This is a genomic window from Martinezella sp. CNPSo 3890 (assembly GCF_057784455.1).
On the sequence record NZ_JBXSOR010000009.1, the window covers coordinates 200,794 to 219,219 of the forward strand.

14 protein-coding genes are annotated in these 18,426 nt (G+C 59.6%); 6 read left to right on the forward strand and 8 right to left on the reverse strand.

The window, feature by feature from the left end; all coding sequences use genetic code 11:
* Positions 1-742 precede the first annotated feature (742 nt).
* Positions 743-1,777 (forward strand): FecR domain-containing protein, encoded by a 1,035-nt coding sequence (locus AC13RC_RS21225; RefSeq protein WP_113352133.1) that lies wholly within the window; start codon positions 743-745, stop codon positions 1,775-1,777.
* Between the two features lie 70 nt (positions 1,778-1,847).
* Here AC13RC_RS21225 and AC13RC_RS21230 read toward each other — a convergent pair whose 3' ends face one another.
* The gene (locus tag AC13RC_RS21230) at positions 1,848-4,019 is read right to left on the reverse strand and encodes a CHASE2 domain-containing protein (protein WP_488558337.1); all 2,172 of its coding nucleotides are present in this window, start codon (positions 4,017-4,019) and stop codon (positions 1,848-1,850) included.
* Between the two features lie 233 nt (positions 4,020-4,252).
* Complete coding sequence (locus AC13RC_RS21235) at positions 4,253-4,999, reverse strand: TetR/AcrR family transcriptional regulator (RefSeq protein ID WP_488558338.1); 747 nt, start codon at positions 4,997-4,999, stop codon at positions 4,253-4,255.
* Positions 5,000-5,096: 97 nt separating this feature from the next.
* Here AC13RC_RS21235 and AC13RC_RS21240 point away from each other — a divergent pair, with 97 nt between their 5' ends.
* Both AC13RC_RS21240 and AC13RC_RS21245 read left to right on the forward strand, forming a co-directional pair.
* Positions 5,097-6,320, forward strand: a complete 1,224-nt coding sequence (locus tag AC13RC_RS21240; RefSeq protein WP_113352131.1) for a multidrug effflux MFS transporter — start codon at positions 5,097-5,099, stop codon at positions 6,318-6,320.
* Positions 6,321-6,410: 90 nt separating this feature from the next.
* On the forward strand, positions 6,411-6,575 hold the full coding sequence (locus AC13RC_RS21245) for a hypothetical protein (protein WP_162748797.1): 165 nt from the start codon (positions 6,411-6,413) through the stop codon (positions 6,573-6,575).
* 393 nt (positions 6,576-6,968) lie between these two features.
* Here AC13RC_RS21245 and AC13RC_RS21250 read toward each other — a convergent pair whose 3' ends face one another.
* The 4 genes from AC13RC_RS21250 to AC13RC_RS21265 form a co-directional block, all read right to left on the reverse strand.
* Positions 6,969-7,706, reverse strand: a complete 738-nt coding sequence (locus AC13RC_RS21250; RefSeq protein WP_488558350.1) for a carbohydrate ABC transporter permease — start codon at positions 7,704-7,706, stop codon at positions 6,969-6,971.
* Between the two features lie 140 nt (positions 7,707-7,846).
* Positions 7,847-8,740 carry a carbohydrate ABC transporter permease gene (locus tag AC13RC_RS21255; protein WP_113352128.1) on the reverse strand — a complete coding sequence of 298 codons (894 nt, stop codon included), beginning with the start codon at positions 8,738-8,740 and terminating at the stop codon, positions 7,847-7,849.
* A gap of 65 nt (positions 8,741-8,805) precedes the next feature.
* Entirely contained in the window at positions 8,806-10,065 is a 1,260-nt protein-coding gene (locus AC13RC_RS21260; protein ID WP_113352127.1) for an extracellular solute-binding protein, read from the reverse strand.
* Between the two features lie 163 nt (positions 10,066-10,228).
* The gene (locus AC13RC_RS21265) at positions 10,229-12,970 is read right to left on the reverse strand and encodes a glycoside hydrolase family 2 TIM barrel-domain containing protein (RefSeq protein ID WP_113352126.1); all 2,742 of its coding nucleotides are present in this window, start codon (positions 12,968-12,970) and stop codon (positions 10,229-10,231) included.
* 156 nt (positions 12,971-13,126) lie between these two features.
* Here AC13RC_RS21265 and AC13RC_RS21270 point away from each other — a divergent pair, with 156 nt between their 5' ends.
* Positions 13,127-14,152: a LacI family DNA-binding transcriptional regulator gene (locus tag AC13RC_RS21270; protein ID WP_233788529.1), complete on the forward strand. Its 1,026-nt coding sequence runs from the start codon at positions 13,127-13,129 to the stop codon at positions 14,150-14,152.
* A 336-nt stretch (positions 14,153-14,488) separates the two neighbouring features.
* On the opposite strand, the gene AC13RC_RS21275 is transcribed toward AC13RC_RS21270, so the two are convergent.
* Positions 14,489-15,505: an alpha/beta hydrolase gene (locus AC13RC_RS21275; RefSeq protein ID WP_113395664.1), complete on the reverse strand. Its 1,017-nt coding sequence runs from the start codon at positions 15,503-15,505 to the stop codon at positions 14,489-14,491.
* Positions 15,506-15,702: 197 nt separating this feature from the next.
* Between AC13RC_RS21275 and AC13RC_RS21280 the strand changes: the two genes are divergently transcribed.
* Positions 15,703-16,614, forward strand: a complete 912-nt coding sequence (locus AC13RC_RS21280) for a LysR family transcriptional regulator (RefSeq protein WP_162750784.1) — start codon at positions 15,703-15,705, stop codon at positions 16,612-16,614.
* Between the two features lie 393 nt (positions 16,615-17,007).
* Here AC13RC_RS21280 and AC13RC_RS21285 read toward each other — a convergent pair whose 3' ends face one another.
* Entirely contained in the window at positions 17,008-17,355 is a 348-nt protein-coding gene (locus tag AC13RC_RS21285) for a winged helix-turn-helix transcriptional regulator (RefSeq protein WP_113395642.1), read from the reverse strand.
* Positions 17,356-17,491: 136 nt separating this feature from the next.
* On the opposite strand from AC13RC_RS21285, the gene AC13RC_RS21290 reads away from it, so the two are divergent.
* Positions 17,492-18,346: an SDR family oxidoreductase gene (locus AC13RC_RS21290; RefSeq protein WP_113395643.1), complete on the forward strand. Its 855-nt coding sequence runs from the start codon at positions 17,492-17,494 to the stop codon at positions 18,344-18,346.
* Positions 18,347-18,426: the final 80 nt, after the last annotated feature.

Consider the following 18,426-nt stretch of genomic DNA (forward strand, 5'->3'; position numbering starts at 1 on the left):
CGCGGGCAATAGGCAACAATAGGGTCTCTATTGCCTCTCAAGTGCTGACAACCTGTACTGTCCATACGGCCGCCGCTGATCGGAACGGTCGCCTGGCTATGGAAGACCCCTGAGATGGACCGAACCGCAGCATCGGAAGCAACTAAGCTGCCTACTTAAATTAAGGTTTTCTGATTTGCGGATCAAACAGTGCCAGCCGTATGCTTGCGTCTCTATTTCCGCGCGAGCGAAGAAAATCAAAATATCCCGACAATTAAAAGTATCCGTATGAATCATTGCGAAAGGCGCAATCGGTCCCTTTCAAATAATCAACACAGCAGCGACCCGCACTGCGCTGCTTCAGCGAATTGTAGACATGCGGAACTGACCTGTAGCGGTGACTAATCGATGACCGACCATGGCCAACGAGCCATCGTTGCCGATCGGTTCTTCAATGGACTGCAATCGTGTGATGAATGTTGCGTCGAGAAGGAGTCTGACGCAAATCCTTCGAGCTCGGCAACCTCGAAAAGGCTCACCTCTTTTTTTAGCGCTCTGGAAGAATTGATCCGGATAATATTATTGAAATTATTCTGTTGGCTCCCGCTGAGAAGATATGAATGCAATATTATTGCAAATATATGCTAGTTTAACCCAATAGTTAACTCCAGAATTGAAAAATATTCAAGAATATAACCGTAGGTCGTGATTTGTAATAAGAAATATATTATGATAAGATATAAATAAGCTTGGGGAGGGGAGGGTGTTTTATCTTCGTCACGCCGTGGCCGTTGTGTTGAGTGCCACGCTGCTCGCGCCACTGTCTTTGAAAGCCGCCGAGAAGGTCGGTCAGGCGGTGTTGATCAAAACCGAGGTCACGGGTGCTGGCGGCCCGATCGCGGTCGATGATCCCGTTCATCGGGACGAGCAAATTCGCACCTCGATTTCGGGTCTCGGACAGTTCACATTTCGGGACGGCACCAGACTGGCCATCGGAGCCGGATCGTCCGTTACCATCGACAAATTCGTGTTCGATGACTCGGGCGAGGTGAAAAAGCTGACCGTGAATGCGGCAAAGGGCAGCTTTCGCTGGATGAGCGGAAATTCGAACCACTCAGCCTATCAGATCGTGACGCCGGCGGGAACGATCGGCGTGCGCGGAACAGCGTTTGATTTTTATGTCGGAGCCAACGGCACGACGGCAGTCGTCCTGTTGAACGGCGCTGCGCAATTCTGCGGCGCTGGCGGCTGCAGGCAGCTGAAGCAGCAATGTGATTGCGTCGTTGCGAAGCGCAACGGTCAGATCAGCGAACCTCGCCGGGTCAATCGCGACGTTCTCAAAACGCTAGGCAACCAGCGGGCTCTGCCGTTTCTGTCCGGGGATCAGCAGCTTTCAGGGCGAATGGGTTTTGTCAGTGGCGGTGGCTGCGGTCTGTCGACGGCGATGAAGAGCCAGCCAAACGGGATCTCTCCACGCAGCGCTCCGGCGAACAATCCCGGCCCGACACAGCCTGATACGCCGAGCGTACCTAACACGCGGGAGCCGATACATACGGAGTCGCCGACTGCACCGACCGAAACTCCCACCACACCGAACGTCCCAAATACACCAAATACACCAAGTACACCCGACAAACCGCATAACCATGACGATGATGATGGCAAGCATCACGACGGTCATCATGGCAGGGGCGAGCACGGATGGGGCGATCATCATCGCGGCGACGAGGACAATGAAGGCGATGACGGCGATCATAATGATCAAGGTGATCACGATGGCGGGCATCACCATCGCTGAGGTCCTGAATTGCGGGAGAATAGCGAGTTAGGGCGTCTCCGAGCCTGAAAAGGTTGAATCGCAAAATCAGCTAGATATCGGCTGCCTTGTCCGCGGTCTCGTCGACGAAGTGTCCGCCTCGTCGAGAAATCTGGGCGTAAAAATCCTGCAGTAGTCCTGCTGCCGCCGCTCGCGCCTTAAATTTGGCGGCGCTGATAAGTTTGCGGCTGCCTGTCGAGCGTACCCGAAGGGCATCGACAAGCTGCCTGTGAGCAGCCTGTAGTTCCACAAATCCGGCGGATCTCGCCACGCGTTCGTCGCCGACCACCGCAAAGAGTTTGGTTCGCATGCTCTTACCCTTCAGCGTCAGCGCTCCCGCTTCGAGCAGAGCGCAATCGGGCAGCAATCCTGCCGTCGATTCGGATACCAGAATATCGAAATTGACGTCCTTGCAGGCGGATTCGATACGCGCGGCAATGTTTACGGCATCGCCGACCGCCGTGTAATTGAAACGGGTCTCGGCCCCCATATTGCCGACGCATGCAAGCCCTGTGTGGATGCCGATGCCTATTCCGACCCGCCGCGCGTCTCCGAAACCGAAGGCATCGTCGCCATTGAGGTGGGCGAGTGTTTCCCGCATGCCGAGAGCCGCGCGCACGGCCTTGCCGGCATGATCGTAGACATCGACAGGGGCATTCCAGAAGGCCATGATCGAGTCTCCGATGAACTTGTCGAGCGTGCCGTCATTGGCGATGACATGGTGGCTCAGCGCATCGAGCAGCGTGTTCAGAAACGCAACGACGGCGCTTGGGCTCATCTCCTCGCTGATCTGGGTAAAGTTTCGCACGTCGACGAACATGACCGTCAGTTCGCGTTCATCTCCCCCGAGGCGTAGTGCGTCGCGCGTATGCTCGATGCGATGGAGCAGCGATGGCGAGAGGTAGTGGCCGAAAGCCCGCCGCACGTCGCGCCGCTCCCGATCCGTCACGAGAAAGCGGAATGCCGTCGCGGCGAAGTGCGTGATCGATCCAGAGATGATCGGTGCCAGCGGGTCGAAGAGAAGCCCTCCATAAAGAAAGGCGGCCCAGGAGGCCACAAGGGCAAAAAAGGTAATTAGCAGGCCGCAGGCTAGGGCCGCGGCCGGATTGACGAAGGTGGTGACGATCACCAGAAGGCTGCCCAAGAGGGCGATGGACAGGATTTCCAGCCCATCCGCCCAGTCCGGCCGGGAAAGGAAGCGACCTGAAAGGATCTGCTCGACGATCTGCGCGTGGATGGAGACACCCGGCACATTCTCGTCAAGGGCCGTCGTGCGGACATCTTGGAGGCCGGAAGCGGAGGTTCCGACGAAAACGATACTGCCTTCGATAGCGGTTCTGATATCGGCGGAGGCGCCTTCGGTCGCGAGTATCTTGCTTGCCGAAATATATCGCTCCTTGGTGTCGCGGCTGACATAGAGCCAAAGCTCGCCGGCTGCCGTTACCGGCGCGACGAAATTGCCGATCTTGACTCGGGTGAGGGTATTGGGTGTGCGCGGCGCGGCGTCAAGCACGTAGGTGGAGGCTCCCTGTGCCACGCGAAGCGCCTCAAGCGCGAGATTGGGATAAAGCTGCTTGCCGTCGCTGAGAAAAAGCGGAACCGCGCGTACCACGGCCGATGAAGCGCCCGGATTGAGGCTTATATGGCCGAGCCCCGCAGCATTGGTTTCCAATTGCGGCTGCAGTGGCGTGGCGGCCTTGATCGTCGGCGGCGCACCGGAGGGATCTTCGCCGGTATAGGCAAACCCAGCCTTGACCGGCGGCAGATAATTTCCCTCATTGGAGAGGCCGAAGCCTAGAACCACCGGCCTTCCCGACAGCGATTGGGAAAAAATCTCATCGTTATCCGGTAGTTTGCCAAGCAGTGACGGATCGATGCCAATGACATCGCGAACGATGTTGCGCGGCGAAAGTCGGTCCGGCTCGGCGAAGAGGATATCGAAAGCGATAGCGGCCGCGCCCAGATCGGAAAGCCTGTCGACAAGGGCGGCAATCCGGTTTCTTGGCCAGGGCCATTGACCGAACTCCCGCAGCGACGCCTCGTCTATGTCGACGACCCGGACGGGCTGGTTCTCGAACGTCCGGGGCACCAGGCGCTGATACTGGTCGAATGTCAAATCGCGCGCGAGCCTTAGCAGGGGAGGATCACTTGCCCGTAGGGTCGTCAATGCCGTGACGAAGGCCAGGCCGATCACGACGCCAATTTGCTGCGCACGCGTCACCATTATGGTGTCAGCCCTTTTGCCGTGCATCCCCGGCAATAAGTAACGGTTCGAGGAACTACAAAAATCTATCGGTCTACTGCGCCACGAAACAATATGCTGCCTTGTTCCCGAGCATGATGCAATGATCAAAATATCGAAGAGATAGAGAACAGAATCTTGCACCGCGATTGTCGAGGCAATGCCGCGGGCGCGCGCCTCAACGGAATGACGTTCGGTCTCCCGACGCGATGCCGTTAGCGCTTGCCGAATGCGCGCAGAAAGGTCTTTGTCGCCTCTCTTGCCATACGATGGATTTCTTCCTCTGCAGTTGGACGGCCGATCTGTTGGTTGATCCGTAGATCTGTCGCAAGTAGCGCCATGTACTGCCGTGCGGCAAGTGCCGGATCCTCTATGTCGAGATGGCCAGCCAGCGCGAGCTGCGCAAGCCGAGCCGCGATGGCTGGGTATTTCTTGCCCGGTCCGTATTCCTTCCAGGTCTCGAACAGTTCGGGAAATCTGCTGCCTTCGGTCTCGAGGAGCTTACGTAGCCAGCGACCATTCGGATCACAGACCGCCTTGCGTAGGAGAAGCGATGAAAATTCGGTCAGTTCCTTTTCGAGATCGACAGGCGCCACGGGAAATGTGTCCAATACCCGAAAGAAGTCGGCGCTCGACTTCTCGGTGATCTCTGCAACTACGACCTTGAACAGATTATCCTTGTCGCCGAGTTGATTGTACACCGTCTGACGCGACACGCCGGCCCTTGCCGCGATGGCATCGATGCTCGCCGCGGCGAACCCGTCTTCGGCAAATACGTCCGCGGCCGCGTTCAGGATTGCCTGACGTTTGCTGGTGGCGGGCGGACTCTCTATCTCGGAAGAAACCGCTGCGGGCGAAGTTTTCATGACACCACCATATAGGACTTGACTAATTGGACAATACTGTCCAAAATATTTTACAGGAATGACGGGCTCCGCATTGAACCATTTCCGTCGTTCCACCGTCCTATCTATAATCGCCCACTCAATCCCCGTCACATGCTTTTTGTATGAGGCCTTGCTTCGTCCGGGGAATGTCGTGTGCGGGAAAGGTCTTTCCGTGCAGAGCAAGGATTACGTTTCATCCCCCAGGGCTAGCGGCTCCCACCATGCGATCGTCCTCGGCCTTCTTTCAGCCGTCGGTCTCTTCGCCCTCGACATGTATCTACCCGCGTTGCCGACGATCAGTCTGGATCTTCACGCGGACAACCATGCAGTCCAGGCAAGCCTGATCTCCTTCTTCGCCGCCATGGCCGTGTCGCAGATTATCTACGGTCCGCTGTCGGACATGTTTGGCCGTAAACGGCCTCTCTATGTCGGTCTGGCGCTCTACATCCTCGGCGCGATCGGCTGCGCGCTCTCCACCGATATTGGCTGGCTGGTCGCCTTCCGTTTCATTCAGGGCACCGGCGCCTGTGCCGGCGTCGTGATTGCCCGCGCCATCGTGCGCGACCTGCATACGGGAGCGGCCGCGGCGCAACTGATGTCGCGGCTTATGCTGGTCTTCAGTATCTCACCCATCCTGGCGCCGCTCGCGGGCAGCATCGTGACGGTGTTCGGGAACTGGCGGCTGATCTTTTGGGTCATGGTCTTCGCCGGCGCTGTCGGCTTCGTCGCGGGCCGCTTTTTCCTCGAGGAGACCCGTCCGGTTGCGGCGCGCAGTGAGAGCAGCCTCGGCGGGGCGTTGAAGGCCTATGGAACACTCGTTAGGGACCCGTATTATCTCGGTCTGGTGCTGATGGCTTCCTTTGGCATGTCCAGCTACATGATTTATGTCGCCAACTCCTCCTTCGTGCTCATCGGCCATTACGGGCTCTCTCCGAGCTTTTACAGCGTGGTCTTTTCCGTGAACGCCATTGGCTTCATTGGCATGTCGCAGATGAACGGCTGGCTTGCCCGCCGGATTGGTTTGCGTAAGGTGATTCGCGGCGCGGTATCTGGCTATGCGCTGACGATGGTGGCGCTGGCCGTCCTGATGGCCGGCGGAGTCGATCGCCTAGACATCATGGCTGCCTTCCTGTTTGCGGGCTATGCTTTTCTTGGAATGATCGTGCCGAACGCGGCGGTACTAGCGCTTGAACATCATGGTCGTATCGCCGGCACGGCCTCGGCGATGATGGGGACGGTCCAGTTCATGACGTCGGCGCTGGTGGTTGGCGTCAGCGGCATGTTCATGGATGGCACGGCGAGACCGATGGTAGCCGTCGTTGCCATCTGCTCGGCCATCGTGCTCCTCCTTTCGATCGCGGTGCTAAAGAGCAGGCATGTGGTGGCCGCCGAATAGATCCTGCTGGGCCTATTGCAGCGCCTGGTGCAGGCCGCTTCACCGAGCCCTCTTCGGCGAGCGAACTGTGCCGCCCAAAGGGTGGTATGCTTGGAAGAAAGGGACACACTGCTTGTGTTGGCGCGCGATTGGTACGAACGCGATGGCTGGCTCGGTCTGATGAGGCCGGTCATGGCGCGGCAGTACCTATCTAAGCGAGGCGTCACCGGTTCGGATCCGATCAACGGCACGGTATCCGTCGCTGTGGTGAGCTGATGCTCACCTTCTGTCGAAAGTCTGCGAACCGATGTCCAGGCAGGGGTGATGCCAACGCCCGCGGGCAACAACAAAGTTTCGCGCCCCTCCCGAAACTCGGCGACGTTGTTCCTCTCGTCTCAGGAACTGGACCTGCGGCATGTAGCCGGCGACTTCACATTTCAAGCAAGCACGATGCCGTCGATAATCTTTCGGCGTCTTGGCGTTTCGCAACATAGTCTGCCAGACTGCGCCGTCTTCCCTCTCGCGCATGGCCAAGACGCTTGGTTGCAGATCCTTCCCGCGACTTCAGGCGAGTCTACCGCGGTCATGTTTTGACGTTATCGCGCTGATCACATAGCCTCGAAGGGTCGGAGAAATTTCCAGCAACCCGTTCTGCCTTCGCGCGGGCTGCTATCCCTTTATTCCGGCCGAAAGCATGATCGCGCGCGTGATCTGCTTCTGAAAGACAAGGTAGAGAATGGCGACGGGAAGGCCGGCCAGAACAGCGGCGGCCATGTCCTTGGCAAAACGCACGCCGAAGACATCCTTCACCTGGGTAATCCCAACGGGAATGGTGATCGTGCCGTCCGATGTCGCGACCAGGAAGGGCCACAGGAAATTATTCCATGCCGCGATGAAGGTTGTGATGCCGAGCGCGGTGATCACGCCCCAGTTCATCGGCACATAGATCTTCCAGAGCGTTCTCATGTGCCCGGCATTGTCGAGCATCGCCGCCTCGCGGAATTCCTTTGGAATCTGGTCGAAGAATTGCTTGAGGATGATGATGACCGATGGCACCACCAACTGCGGCAGCACGATGCCGCCCCAGCTGTTGATGAGTCCGAACATGTTCATCAGCACGAAATGGTTGATGATGAGCGCCTCCGCCGGCACCATCACCGAGGCGATCAACGCCCCATAAATCACGCGGCGGCCGGGAAACTGGATTTGGCTGAGCGCGTAGGCGCAGCCGACGCTCATCACAAGCACGAGAACCGCGATGATCGCCGAGGTGCCGACCGAGTTCATATACCATTGCACGATGCTGGAGTGCTCGACCACGTAACGGTAGGGTTGGAGCGTCGGCGCCTTCGGGAAAAGCCCGGGTGTCCGACTGACCACCTCCGTGTCGGATTTGAGCGATGTCATGACCGCCCAGTAGAGCGGAAAGAACCAGATAAGGGCACCGAATGCCGTCAGCGCGGTCAGTGCGCGCCCGCTCCAACCTCTCGAAGCGACATAACTGTTCGCCGTGGCCAGCTCTGTCCGCGCGCTTGTCGTGAGAACGCTCATTTTTCCCCTCGCGCACGCAGGAACTGATATTGCAGGACCGAGGCAATGAGAATGATGGCGAACAGGATGGTGGCGACGGCAGCACCTTCGCCACCCTTGTTCTGCTTGAAGGCGAGGTCGTAGATGACTGTCATGACAACGGCCTGCGCATCCGCCGGCGTGTGGGCGAAATAGCCGAGCAGATAGGGTTGCGCGAAGATCTTAAACTGCGCAATCAACTGCAGTGTCAGAACCAGCGCCGTGACCGGCCAGATCAATGGCCATGTTATTCTCGAAAACACCCGCCAGCGGCTGGCATTGTCGAGTGCGGCCGCCTCGTAGACCTCAGGCGAGATGCTGCGCAGCGCCGCAAGAAACAGAAGGATGTTGAAGCCGATCGTCCACCAGACGGTGACCACGGCAACCGACGGCATGAAATAGGTTGGCGAACGCAACACCGGAAGCGGCCTCCCTCCAGTGAACAGACCGATGATATTCTGGATGACGCCGTATTGCATGTTTGCAATCCAGGTCCAGATCTGCGTCACCACTGATACCGGCAGGATCGAGGGCAGGAAAAAACAGGCGAGAACCAGCATCTGTATGCGGCCGCTCAGGCGATTGATGCCCATGGCAATGAACAGCGCCAGAAACGTGCCGGGGACGACGGTCAGGACGATGAAGTAGAGCGTGTTCACAAGCGCCTTTTGAAATTGGGGTGAGGAGAGCTGGCGCGCATAATTGTCGAGGCCAACCCATTCGCCGGGGCCGATCAACGGTGCATTGGTCAGGCTCATCGCCACCATCCGCCATGTCGGGTAGGCAAATATCACTAGAAACGCGACGACCGCCGGTGCGACAAGCAGCGCGGCAACCACATGATCCTGTTTCTTGTTGCTGACCGCGGCCATCCGCCACCTCTCTCGCTGATGCAACCCCGGGGCAGGGAGGCGTCCCGGGGCCGTGGAAGAAAACGTCACTGAGAGTTCATGTGATCGCGAAACTTCTCGAGCGTTTCCTTCACATCGCCCTCGCCATTGAGCGGTCCCGACGCCATGTTTTGCCAATCGTCGTCGAATTTCGAAGCCGCGCCCGTCAGCGGCGTCTTTGGCATGTAGAAGGCGTTGAGGGCCATGGCGGCATAATCCGCCTGCGGCTTGAGCGCCTTGTAGGCGGCCGAGGTGCTAACCGGCAGATAGGCCGGAATGTGGCCGGCCGCAGCCCATTCCAGTGAGTTCACGTTCATCCAGCGGATGACTTCAAGAACCGCCGCGCGTTTTTCCGGGGTCATGGTGACGCCGACATTGTTGGGGATCACGAAGGAGTGCGAGTCCGACCAGTTGGCGGGCTTGCCCATCCAGGCTGGGATGTTGACCATGCCGTATTCGAAACCGTTGCCCTTGGCGACTTCGGTTTCCATGGTCGGCAGTTCCCAATTGCCATTCAGGAAGAAGGCGGATTGTCCGGCGATGAAGGTGGGAGTGATGGTTTCGGTGTCGATATAGGGCTGCGCCCAGCCCTGTTTCACCCAATCGGCGACTTCATTGTAGGCTTTTTCCATCTTGTCGAAATTGTCGCCCTGCAGGAACTTGCCGTCCGCGGTCAGTTGGCCGCCTTGCTGGCCAAACAGAGTGTAGATATCGCGCAGATCGCCGTTGGACGAAGAAATGACGACGCCGTTCTTGCCGCCGTCCTTCGCCTTGGCCAGCACCGCGCGCCAGCCTTCCAGCGTGTCGATGCCGGTCGGCTTGCCGTCGTTGCCCAATGCGCCCAGCTCTTTCAGTATGGTCTTGTTATAGTAGAGCACTTCCCCATGCACGTCGAAGGGGACGGCGTAGCGCAGATTGTCGACCGTCGAGGCGGCGATCGCGTTCGGTGGATAGTCGCTGTCCTTCAGGCCGACGGCCTCGAGCTCTTTCGGATCGATCGGCGAGATGGTCTTGGCCGCAACCGCGGCTGCCAGGCGTGACAGGTGGTATGTGGCGATGTCGGGCCCCTGGCCGACGGCGGCGGATGTCTGCAGCTTGGTATAGTAGGGAATACCCCATTCGAGCGTCGTGCCCGTGATCTGGATCTTGTCCTTGTGCTCCTGGTTGAAACGCTGGATCAGCGCCTTCATCCGCACGCCGTCGCCTCCGGACAGAAAGTCCCACCAGACGACGTTTTCGACCGCGAACGCCGGAAAGGCAGTCATGAGGGCTAACGCCGCGATCGATGTTCTCAACAGATTACGCATTCTCTCTCCTCCAGGCTGTTTCTGTTTTCCTCCCGGGCCGCTCTTCGCTGGGCGACCCTTATGCCTCGCGCGACGGCCAACGAGCCGCGTGATATCCCTTGCAACTATCTGGACCGCCTCGACCTCCTCCCGGTCATATGCCGCGGTTCAATATTTTGGCCACCTATCCGGCTGCCGTCTCGATGATGCAGTCAAGCAAGGTTGCCGCGACCGGATCGACACCGGCGGCTTCGCGCATCAGGCCGAAGGTCGTGGCGACGATACGGCCGGCGCCAACCTTCCTCTCGGCAATGGTTGCACATGGCTTGTGGATCCAGCCCACCATCGTGCCCGCGTGCACCAAGCCGTCGAAATGGATCGGCCGAAAGCCGGTGATGACGCGGTTCGGGTTGACGCCGACGAAGGAGAGATCGGTCAACGGGCCGCCCGGCATGCGCTCGAATTTCCCCGAACGCTTCACCCAGCTGAAGCCCGTGACCCAATTGCCTTTCCAGATGGTGCCGTTGCGTTCGGTGATGCGCATCTGCGGCATGGATTGCCCGCGATCGCCGCCGGTCGGATAGTTCCAGTTCGGTTGATCGTTGCGCAGATTGCCGAACGGCAGCAGGCCCACATCGGCGAGAGACACATAATGGGCGCCGTGCTCCATGGCGTCGATATCGGCCTGACTGAGAGAAGACGCAACCCGCACGTCCGCCTTGCCGGCCTCGACAACCGCATAGCCAAGCGCTGCCAGATATTGCGCGATCTCGGGTTCGGCCGAGAAGACGGAAAGGGCCGGCTTCGAGCGGCTGCCATAGACGCTGACGTCCAAGCTGTTGCGCGCAATCTCCTTGCCGCTGGCGGTGATCGTAAACTGGACGCTGACCTGACCGCCGGCCATGGTGGCGGTGAAGGGCAGAGAAATTGCCGGTAGATGATGCACCGAGGTCGCGCTAATAGCCGGGATCGCCATTTTTCCAGCGTCCGTCCCATCGATGCTCCAGCTCAGTTCGGCCGCGTGGATTGCCTTGCCACCAGTCGAGATTTCGAGCTCCACGCTCGCCGTATCGCCTGCCCACACGGCATAATGCTGCATGCGCGGGATGATGACGACATCGGTGTTAATCTCGTGGAAGCGATTGTGGTAGGCGCGCGTATTGCGCTGCATGTCCATCAGGCCATTGGCTTCCCAGTGCAAATCCGTCAGCTCGGTGATGACATAGCCCTGAATGGAGGCATGGCGGCGCATCTCCTCGATTTCGAATTTGAGCGCATTGAACTGATGCCACTGCGTGTCCTCGATGAAGGAGCTGAAGGACGGAAAGACCTTGTCGAACTGATAGGTGCGGAAGCGCTGTTCGACGCCATGCGGATAGGTCGCGCCGTCGCTGTCCCACTCCAGGCCATTGATGAACCAGAAAGGTTCCTTGCCGTCCTGCTTGAGCTTGTCGGGATGCGGCAGACCCCACACGCCGAACTCGGAGACGACGAGCGGCTCGTCGCCGCGCCGTCTCGCATCGCCGTTCGGCGAATAGGACCACGCGGGCCGCGCGGCGAAAGCCGATACCCAGTCGGTCCATTCGCGTGCCATTTCCGGAACCGAGGCGTAATAGTGATAGTCGTCTATGTCGGAGACGACATGGAAGTTCGGAATGCAGGCGGAATTGTCAACGACCAGTCGTGTCGGGTCCATCCTCTTCAGCCAGTGATAGGCGCCTTCCAACCAGGCTCGCTGATCGGCGCTTTCGACGAGGCGTGTTCCCCAATCCTCGTTGATGATGGTCCAGATCACGATGGAAGGGTGATTGCCGTCGCGGCGCAGGATTCCTTCCATCGTATCGAGCAGGCGCTTCGCCGATTTCTCGGTGAAGGTCTGAATGTTTGGAATCTCCGTCCAGACCAGCAGGCCAAACCGGTCCGCCACATCGTAGTAGCGTGGATCGGGAACCTTGATATGGCAGCGCAGGAGGTTGAGGCCGAGCTCCTTCGACTTGCGCGCCTGATCCTCCAGAAATTCCAGCGACGGCGGCGTATAGATACCCTCGGGATAATAATCCTGATCCAGCGCGCCGCGCATGTAGAAGGGCTGCCCGTTCAGAAAGAACTTTCCATCCCTTGCCTCGAAGGTGCGAAAACCGAAATTCTCCTCGGCGGCATCGATAACGTTGCCCCCCTCGGATAGCTCGGCAACGGCCCGATAAAGAGCGGGATCGTCGAGCGACCAAGCTTCGACATCGGCGACCTTGAGCGCAGCCGAAAACCGGGCCTTGTCGTTGAGCGCAAATTCGCTCGAAGCTGCGACCGCACCCTTACGATCCAGAATGGTGATCTTCAAGGCGCCGGTAAAAGCCGCTGCCAGCTCGACATCGATAGCGACATCGCCCGTTGCGAGATCGGCGCGAATGGCCTGGTGGGTGATATGCGCTTCGCTGCGGCATTCCAGCCAGACCGATTGCCAGATGCCACCCAGCATTCCGTACCAGCTTTGCTTGCCGTGCGGGATCTCGTCGAACGGGAAATCCGGGAAGGCTCGGGCATCGGCGCTTGGCAGCGTAACCTTCACATCCAGACGCAACTCGCCGGTCAACAGATCGAAAGGGATGACGAATTCGAAGGGCAGATAGCCTCCTTCGTGAGAACCGAGCGCGCGGCCGTTGACCGATACTTCGGCGAAATAGTTCACGGCGCCGAAATGCACGATGACCTGACGGCCAAGCCATTCCTGCGGCACGGTGAAGGCGCGGGAATAGGTTGCCACGCCGGCCGCGGCTCGCAGATCCGGAAAACGAGCCTGCCAGGGCGCGGGCACGGCGATCGTCGTCGGCGTCCGCCCTTCCAGCTGAAAGTTCCAGGTTCCGTCGAGAGGCAGGCGCGCACGCGGCCCGGAACGGGTATCGGCGAAACGGCGAGAGGCGATGGTCATGGCCGCGAGCTTTTCGGTTGGATTAAGTCACAAAATAAGTTACACGAGAGTTTCGTAACTTATAAACTTAACTTCCGCAAGGGCCGTAGCTTCACATTATCCGTCAGATTTCCTAACGTGCGCGCAGACTGCCCTTGAGTCCGAGAAAGAAACCGAGTGAACGACAAGACGACGAAACGACCGACCATGTCCGATATCGCCTCGCAGGTCGGCGTTTCGCATGCGACGGTTTCACTGGTGCTGAACGAGGCTCCCGGCAAGAGAGTCTCGGAGAAAGTGCGCGAGCGCGTGCTGGCTGTCGCCGCGGAACTTGGCTACCAGAAGACAGCGCCGGCCAATGACCCGATCGGCGGCATCATCGTTTTGCTGATAGACGATCTCATGGCCTCGCAGCATGCTGCGCCGCTGATAGAAGGTGTTCGGAGCGCGGCCGAAGAGCAGGGCTTGGCGGCGTTCACCGTCGTGACGGGCGGACAGGTCGAATTCGCCGAATCCATTCTCGACTATCTCGGACGGCGCCAGATCGTCGGCGTAATCTACGCCACGCTCATCACCCAGCTAGCGCCGGTCCTGCCTTCCAACCTTGGCAACTATCCAGCCGTCCTTTTGAATTGCCACCAGCAGCGGGCCGAGTTCTCTTCGATCATTCCAGGCGATCATGCCGGCGGTTATGCGGCGACGGAAGTCTTGATCAAGGCCGGCCATCGCCGCATCGCCATGATCGATGCCGGCAGGCAGCGGCTTGAAGCGGCGCGCGATCGCCTGAGCGGCTATCGCCAGGCGCTGACCACCTACGATATCGCCGTCGATCCGGAACTGATCCTTTCGGAAGCCTGGTCCCTCGATCTCGGGCGGGAAAAGATGCTGCAGCTCCTTGATCTGCCGTTGCCGCCGACGGCGGTTTTCTGCTTTTCCGACCGGGTCGCGATGGGCGCTTATGATGCGATCAGGATGCGCGGGTTGAGGATTCCCGACGACATTTCGGTCGTCGGTTTCGACGATGAAAGTCTCGCCCGAAAAATCCTGCCGCCGCTCACAACATTGAAGCTGCCGCACGAGGATATGGGTCGTTGGGCGGTCTCCGAGCTTTTGGAAAAGGTGATGCAGCCGAAGAAGCCACCAGTGAGGCTGAAGATGGAGTGCCAGTTGATCCTTCGCGCTTCCGTCGGGCCGCCGCCTTGAGTGCGATGAAGGGACAGCTCCTTGGGCATGGTCGGCCCCAGATGCGCCTGAGCGACGACATATGAGTGAGATGCTGCCCTGGCTGAAGTCCGTAAAGAAGAGCGAAGCGGTAATGGCGCGTTTGCGCACCGCGATCGTCTGCGGGATTCGCGAAAACACTCCATCCACCACACGGAAGCCTTCCATCCGCTCCGAGGCGTTGACGAGGAATTCGCTCAGTTCAGCCGGGGCGTCGTATTCTTGATTGGCGAGAAAGTGGAGCACCGCCACGGGGCTGTCGACATACAGCACCGTTGCTCGCTTGAGTCTTCGTTCAAGCTGCTTCGTATACCGCCATTAAAGTTTTTTGCTCTGGAGCCAGCGTCGGATGACCTGGATGAGTTCTTCCTTGCGCTCCAACGGCAGCCAATGCCCGCAGGACAGACTCGCCACGGTAAGGTCTCGGCAGGCTGCACGCATCGGGTCGCCCTGACGATTTCCGTTGATGCTGCAGATCTGATCGAAGTCGCCATTAACGAACAGCACCGGCTGCGACAGTCGGCCCCCATTCGGCGCCCCGCGCGCGTAGGCGGTGTTGGCATCACCGTTCAGATACAACGCGCAGGTAGGGAGGAAGCCGCGAAGCTTGAACGCGTGCACCAGCTCTTCGAAGTCCGCCAGCGGCCACAGTGCCGGGTCAGGCAGAGTGGGCGGAGCTCGGTGTGCGGCGCCAAAGCGTCCACCGTTGCGGGTGACTTTCGCGGATGGCGAAACCTCGCCAACGGCGGCAGGGCTGCCCGATCGAAAGATCGATGCCAACGATGCTTCCGCGTCCGCGTCGAGGTCAGCCACCGCCGTGTCGAAATGCGTCGTGTAGTACCGATAGTAGTCCCATTGGCCGTCCGGATATTGGTCGGCGGGGTAAATCGTTCGATCGACCAGCGCAACGAGCGTGGGCAGGGCGTTCCCGTCGGGGAAATACGCCCACGAGATCAGTACGACGCCACGGCAGCGTTTCGGCTCATGCGCGGCCAAGGCACCGGCTACGATGCTGCCCCAGTCGTGGCCAACCCAGATCGCAGCCTCGCGGCCAAGGTGGTCATGGAGCTCCGCCATGTCCGCCACGATTTCCTCGATGGTATAGGCATCGTTGGCTGCAGGTGCGAAAGAGCTGCCAAAGCCGCGAAGATCAGGGGCGATGCAGTGCCACCCGTCGGCGGCGAAGGCGTTCATCTGGGCGCGCCACATCAAACCTATGCTCGGCCAGCCGTGGAGGAAGATCATCAGCGGTCCGTCGGCCGGCCCGCATTCGATGTAATGCGTTGTCTGACGGGGCGTGCTGAAGGTGCGGGAAACCAGCGTTGATGAGAGCATTCCCCCCGCTGCGCCCGCCAGGACGGCCGCGTCGGTCACGAGGGGGATGGACCGTTGGTCGGGATGCCCGATCAGGATCGGACCTTCGACGGGATGGTGTTGGATCGTAGGCATGCGCAACCGTACGCCGAGCAGATGCTTGCGATTAGGCCTGAAATCACACATGAAGTATGAAGCAAAACTTCAAGGTGGATCACTTGCGACAGAAAAATATCCTCGAAGGCGTGGCTGTGTTTGTCGCCGTGGCCGAAGCTGGTAGCTTTTCCGAAGCAGCGCGGTGTCTCGGCATCTCTCCATCCGCGGCCAGCCAGGCGATCCGAAGCCTCGAGGAGCGTCTCGGCACGCCGCTTTTGCGCCGCTCGACCCGCAGTTTGAGTTTGACGGAAGTCGGTACCGACTATTTGCTCGCGGCGGCTCCTGCCCTGTCGCAATTGAGGCGAGCGGCGGAGGAGGCCGCACGGCGGGGTGGTCGGCCAGCTGGCCCCTTGCGCCTCACCATGCCGCGCGCGCCCTTCGACCTGCTCATCGCCGCAGCACTGGCGGCTTTTCAGGACACCTATCCTGAGGTGGAGCTCGAGATCGCGGTCGAGGCGCGCATGATCGACATCGTCAAGCAAGGCTACGACGCAGGATTACGCTATGGCAATTGCCTCGAGAAGGACATGGTGGCAGTTCCAGTCGCCCCGAAGTCAGAAGCCGTTCTCGTCGCTTCACCTGCCTATCTTCATGCCCGAGGGATACCAAATCTCCCAAGCGATCTGCTCGGTCACCGCGCCGTGGTGTGCCGCAGTCAGACGACCGGCTTGATCATACCATGGATCCTGCAATCCGCAGGCGAGACCGTACAGATCGCGCCGCCCGCGGCAACGATCGTTCACGATCTCGCCTCACAGATCGAGCTGACTGTAAGGGGCTTAGGAATTGTCAGCGCTCCGGCTGCGAGCGTGTCCGACCTCCTGGCCGCTGGAAAGTTGTCACGGGTCCTGCCCGAATGGTCTACGCCGCTGGAGGCGCTTTATCTCTACTTTCCGAGCAGGCGCCATCAATCAGCGGCATTGCGCGCGTTCGTCGCGTTTCTGAAGGGACGCTCCTATCTCCCCTCCAACTGAGTAATGGTCAGGTTAAAAACGTAGATGGGCGAGATGAAGCCTCATCCCGCCGGGATCAAATTCGCGCTCGGCCTTAAGACCGATCAGCCTGAAGGTTAGCAAGCAGTGTGGAGCACACCGAATTCTACGAACCGGCCACCTTCGCTATCCGATCAAGCAAACGATAATCCAGCGCTGAAGCTTGCCATTTACGCAAGAGCCGACGCTTAACTTCGTTTCGAGATCTTGCGGTCAAGCTGCGGCATCGCGCAATTAACGCAATCGGTCCCATCCTTTGGGCAGAGCAGGCGGTTAAGCGGGTGCCGCACCGTCGGATTGGAGGGGCGGCGTCCTTCATCGCCGGCGCGTTCCCTGATGTCACCGGCTGCAAAGTAAGCATCCGCGTCAACGGCGCTAGGGGGTAGAATCACGCAACAGCAGGCGCGTGCCGACCTCTACGATGGATCTGATTGCGGGGAGGAGTTCCTTCCCCAACTCGGTCAACTCGTATTCTACGGTGGGCGGTGATGTCGGTAAAACCTTGCGCGTGAGGACGCCGCGCTGTTCGAGATCCCGCAGCCTGCTCGTCATCACCTTCGCCGAGATGAAAGGATTGTCCCGGCGCAATTCCGAGAACCGGCGTGAGCCTTCGCTCAAGGACCAGAGCACCTCCGGCGTCCAGCAGCCGCCAAGGAGATCCATGCATTTGGACATGGGGCAGCCCGGAGGCGTCTCCACCTTCTTTCGTACCTTGAGTACCATCGTCCTTCCTTCAACGGCAGTTTCCAATTGGTTACCGGAAAATAGAGGTAACCGCAAGATACGTGGTTTCCCCTGGTAACGATGGCCGCTATGTAAAGGCCATCGAATTCATCGCAACCACGAAATGGACTGAACGATGTACGCAGTAACTGGAGCAACCGGACAACTTGGCCGCCTCGTGATCGAGGCGCTGCTGAAAATCATTCCCGCCAACCGGATCGTCGCGGCGGTTCGCAATCCTCCAAAGGCCAGCGATCTGGCTGAGCGCGGCGTGATCGTGCGCGAGGCGGATTATAGCCGGCCCGACACGCTTGGTCCGGCGCTGGCCGGCGTGGAGAAGCTGTTGCTGATTTCCTCGACCGAGGTCAGCGGCCGTCTTCCGCGGCATAGCGCTGTGATCGAGGCAGCCAAAGCGAACGGAGTTTCGCTGATCGCTTACACCAGTATGCTGCACGCCGACACGTCGCCGGCAAGGCTCGCAATCGAGCATCGCCAGACAGAGGAGGTCATCGCGGCCTCTGGGCTGTCCACGGTGATCCTGCGCAACGGCTGGTACACTGAGAACCACCTTATGGCGCTCCCCGCAGCACTAGAGCATGGCGCCTTCGTCGGCGCCGCGAAGGATGGGCGTTTCTCATCCGCGGCCCGGCAGGACTATGCCGAGGCCGCAGCCGTGGTGCTGGCGACTGACGGGCACGCCGGGAAGACCTATGAGCTTGCAGCCGACCAGGCCTTTACCCTTGCTGAGCTTGCCGCAGAGGTCTCGCGCCAGTCGGGCAAGGCCGTCGTCTACAACGACCTGTCCGAGATTGCCTATCGTGATGTCCTGACGGGCGCCGGCCTGCCAGGCGACCTCGCCGCTCTTCTGGCCGATGCCGACGCCGCTGCCTCGCGCGGTGCGCTGTTCGACGATAGTGGTGCGCTCGGGCGGTTGATCGGTCGTCCGACCACTTCGCTGCAGAGCCTGGTCGCCGCCGCGTTGCGCGTCTGAGCCAGGTCTTCAGGCGATGTCACGTTGACAGAACGGCCATGGTTTCCTGTTGGGCGGAGCCGCCTGACCTCCATCCAGCC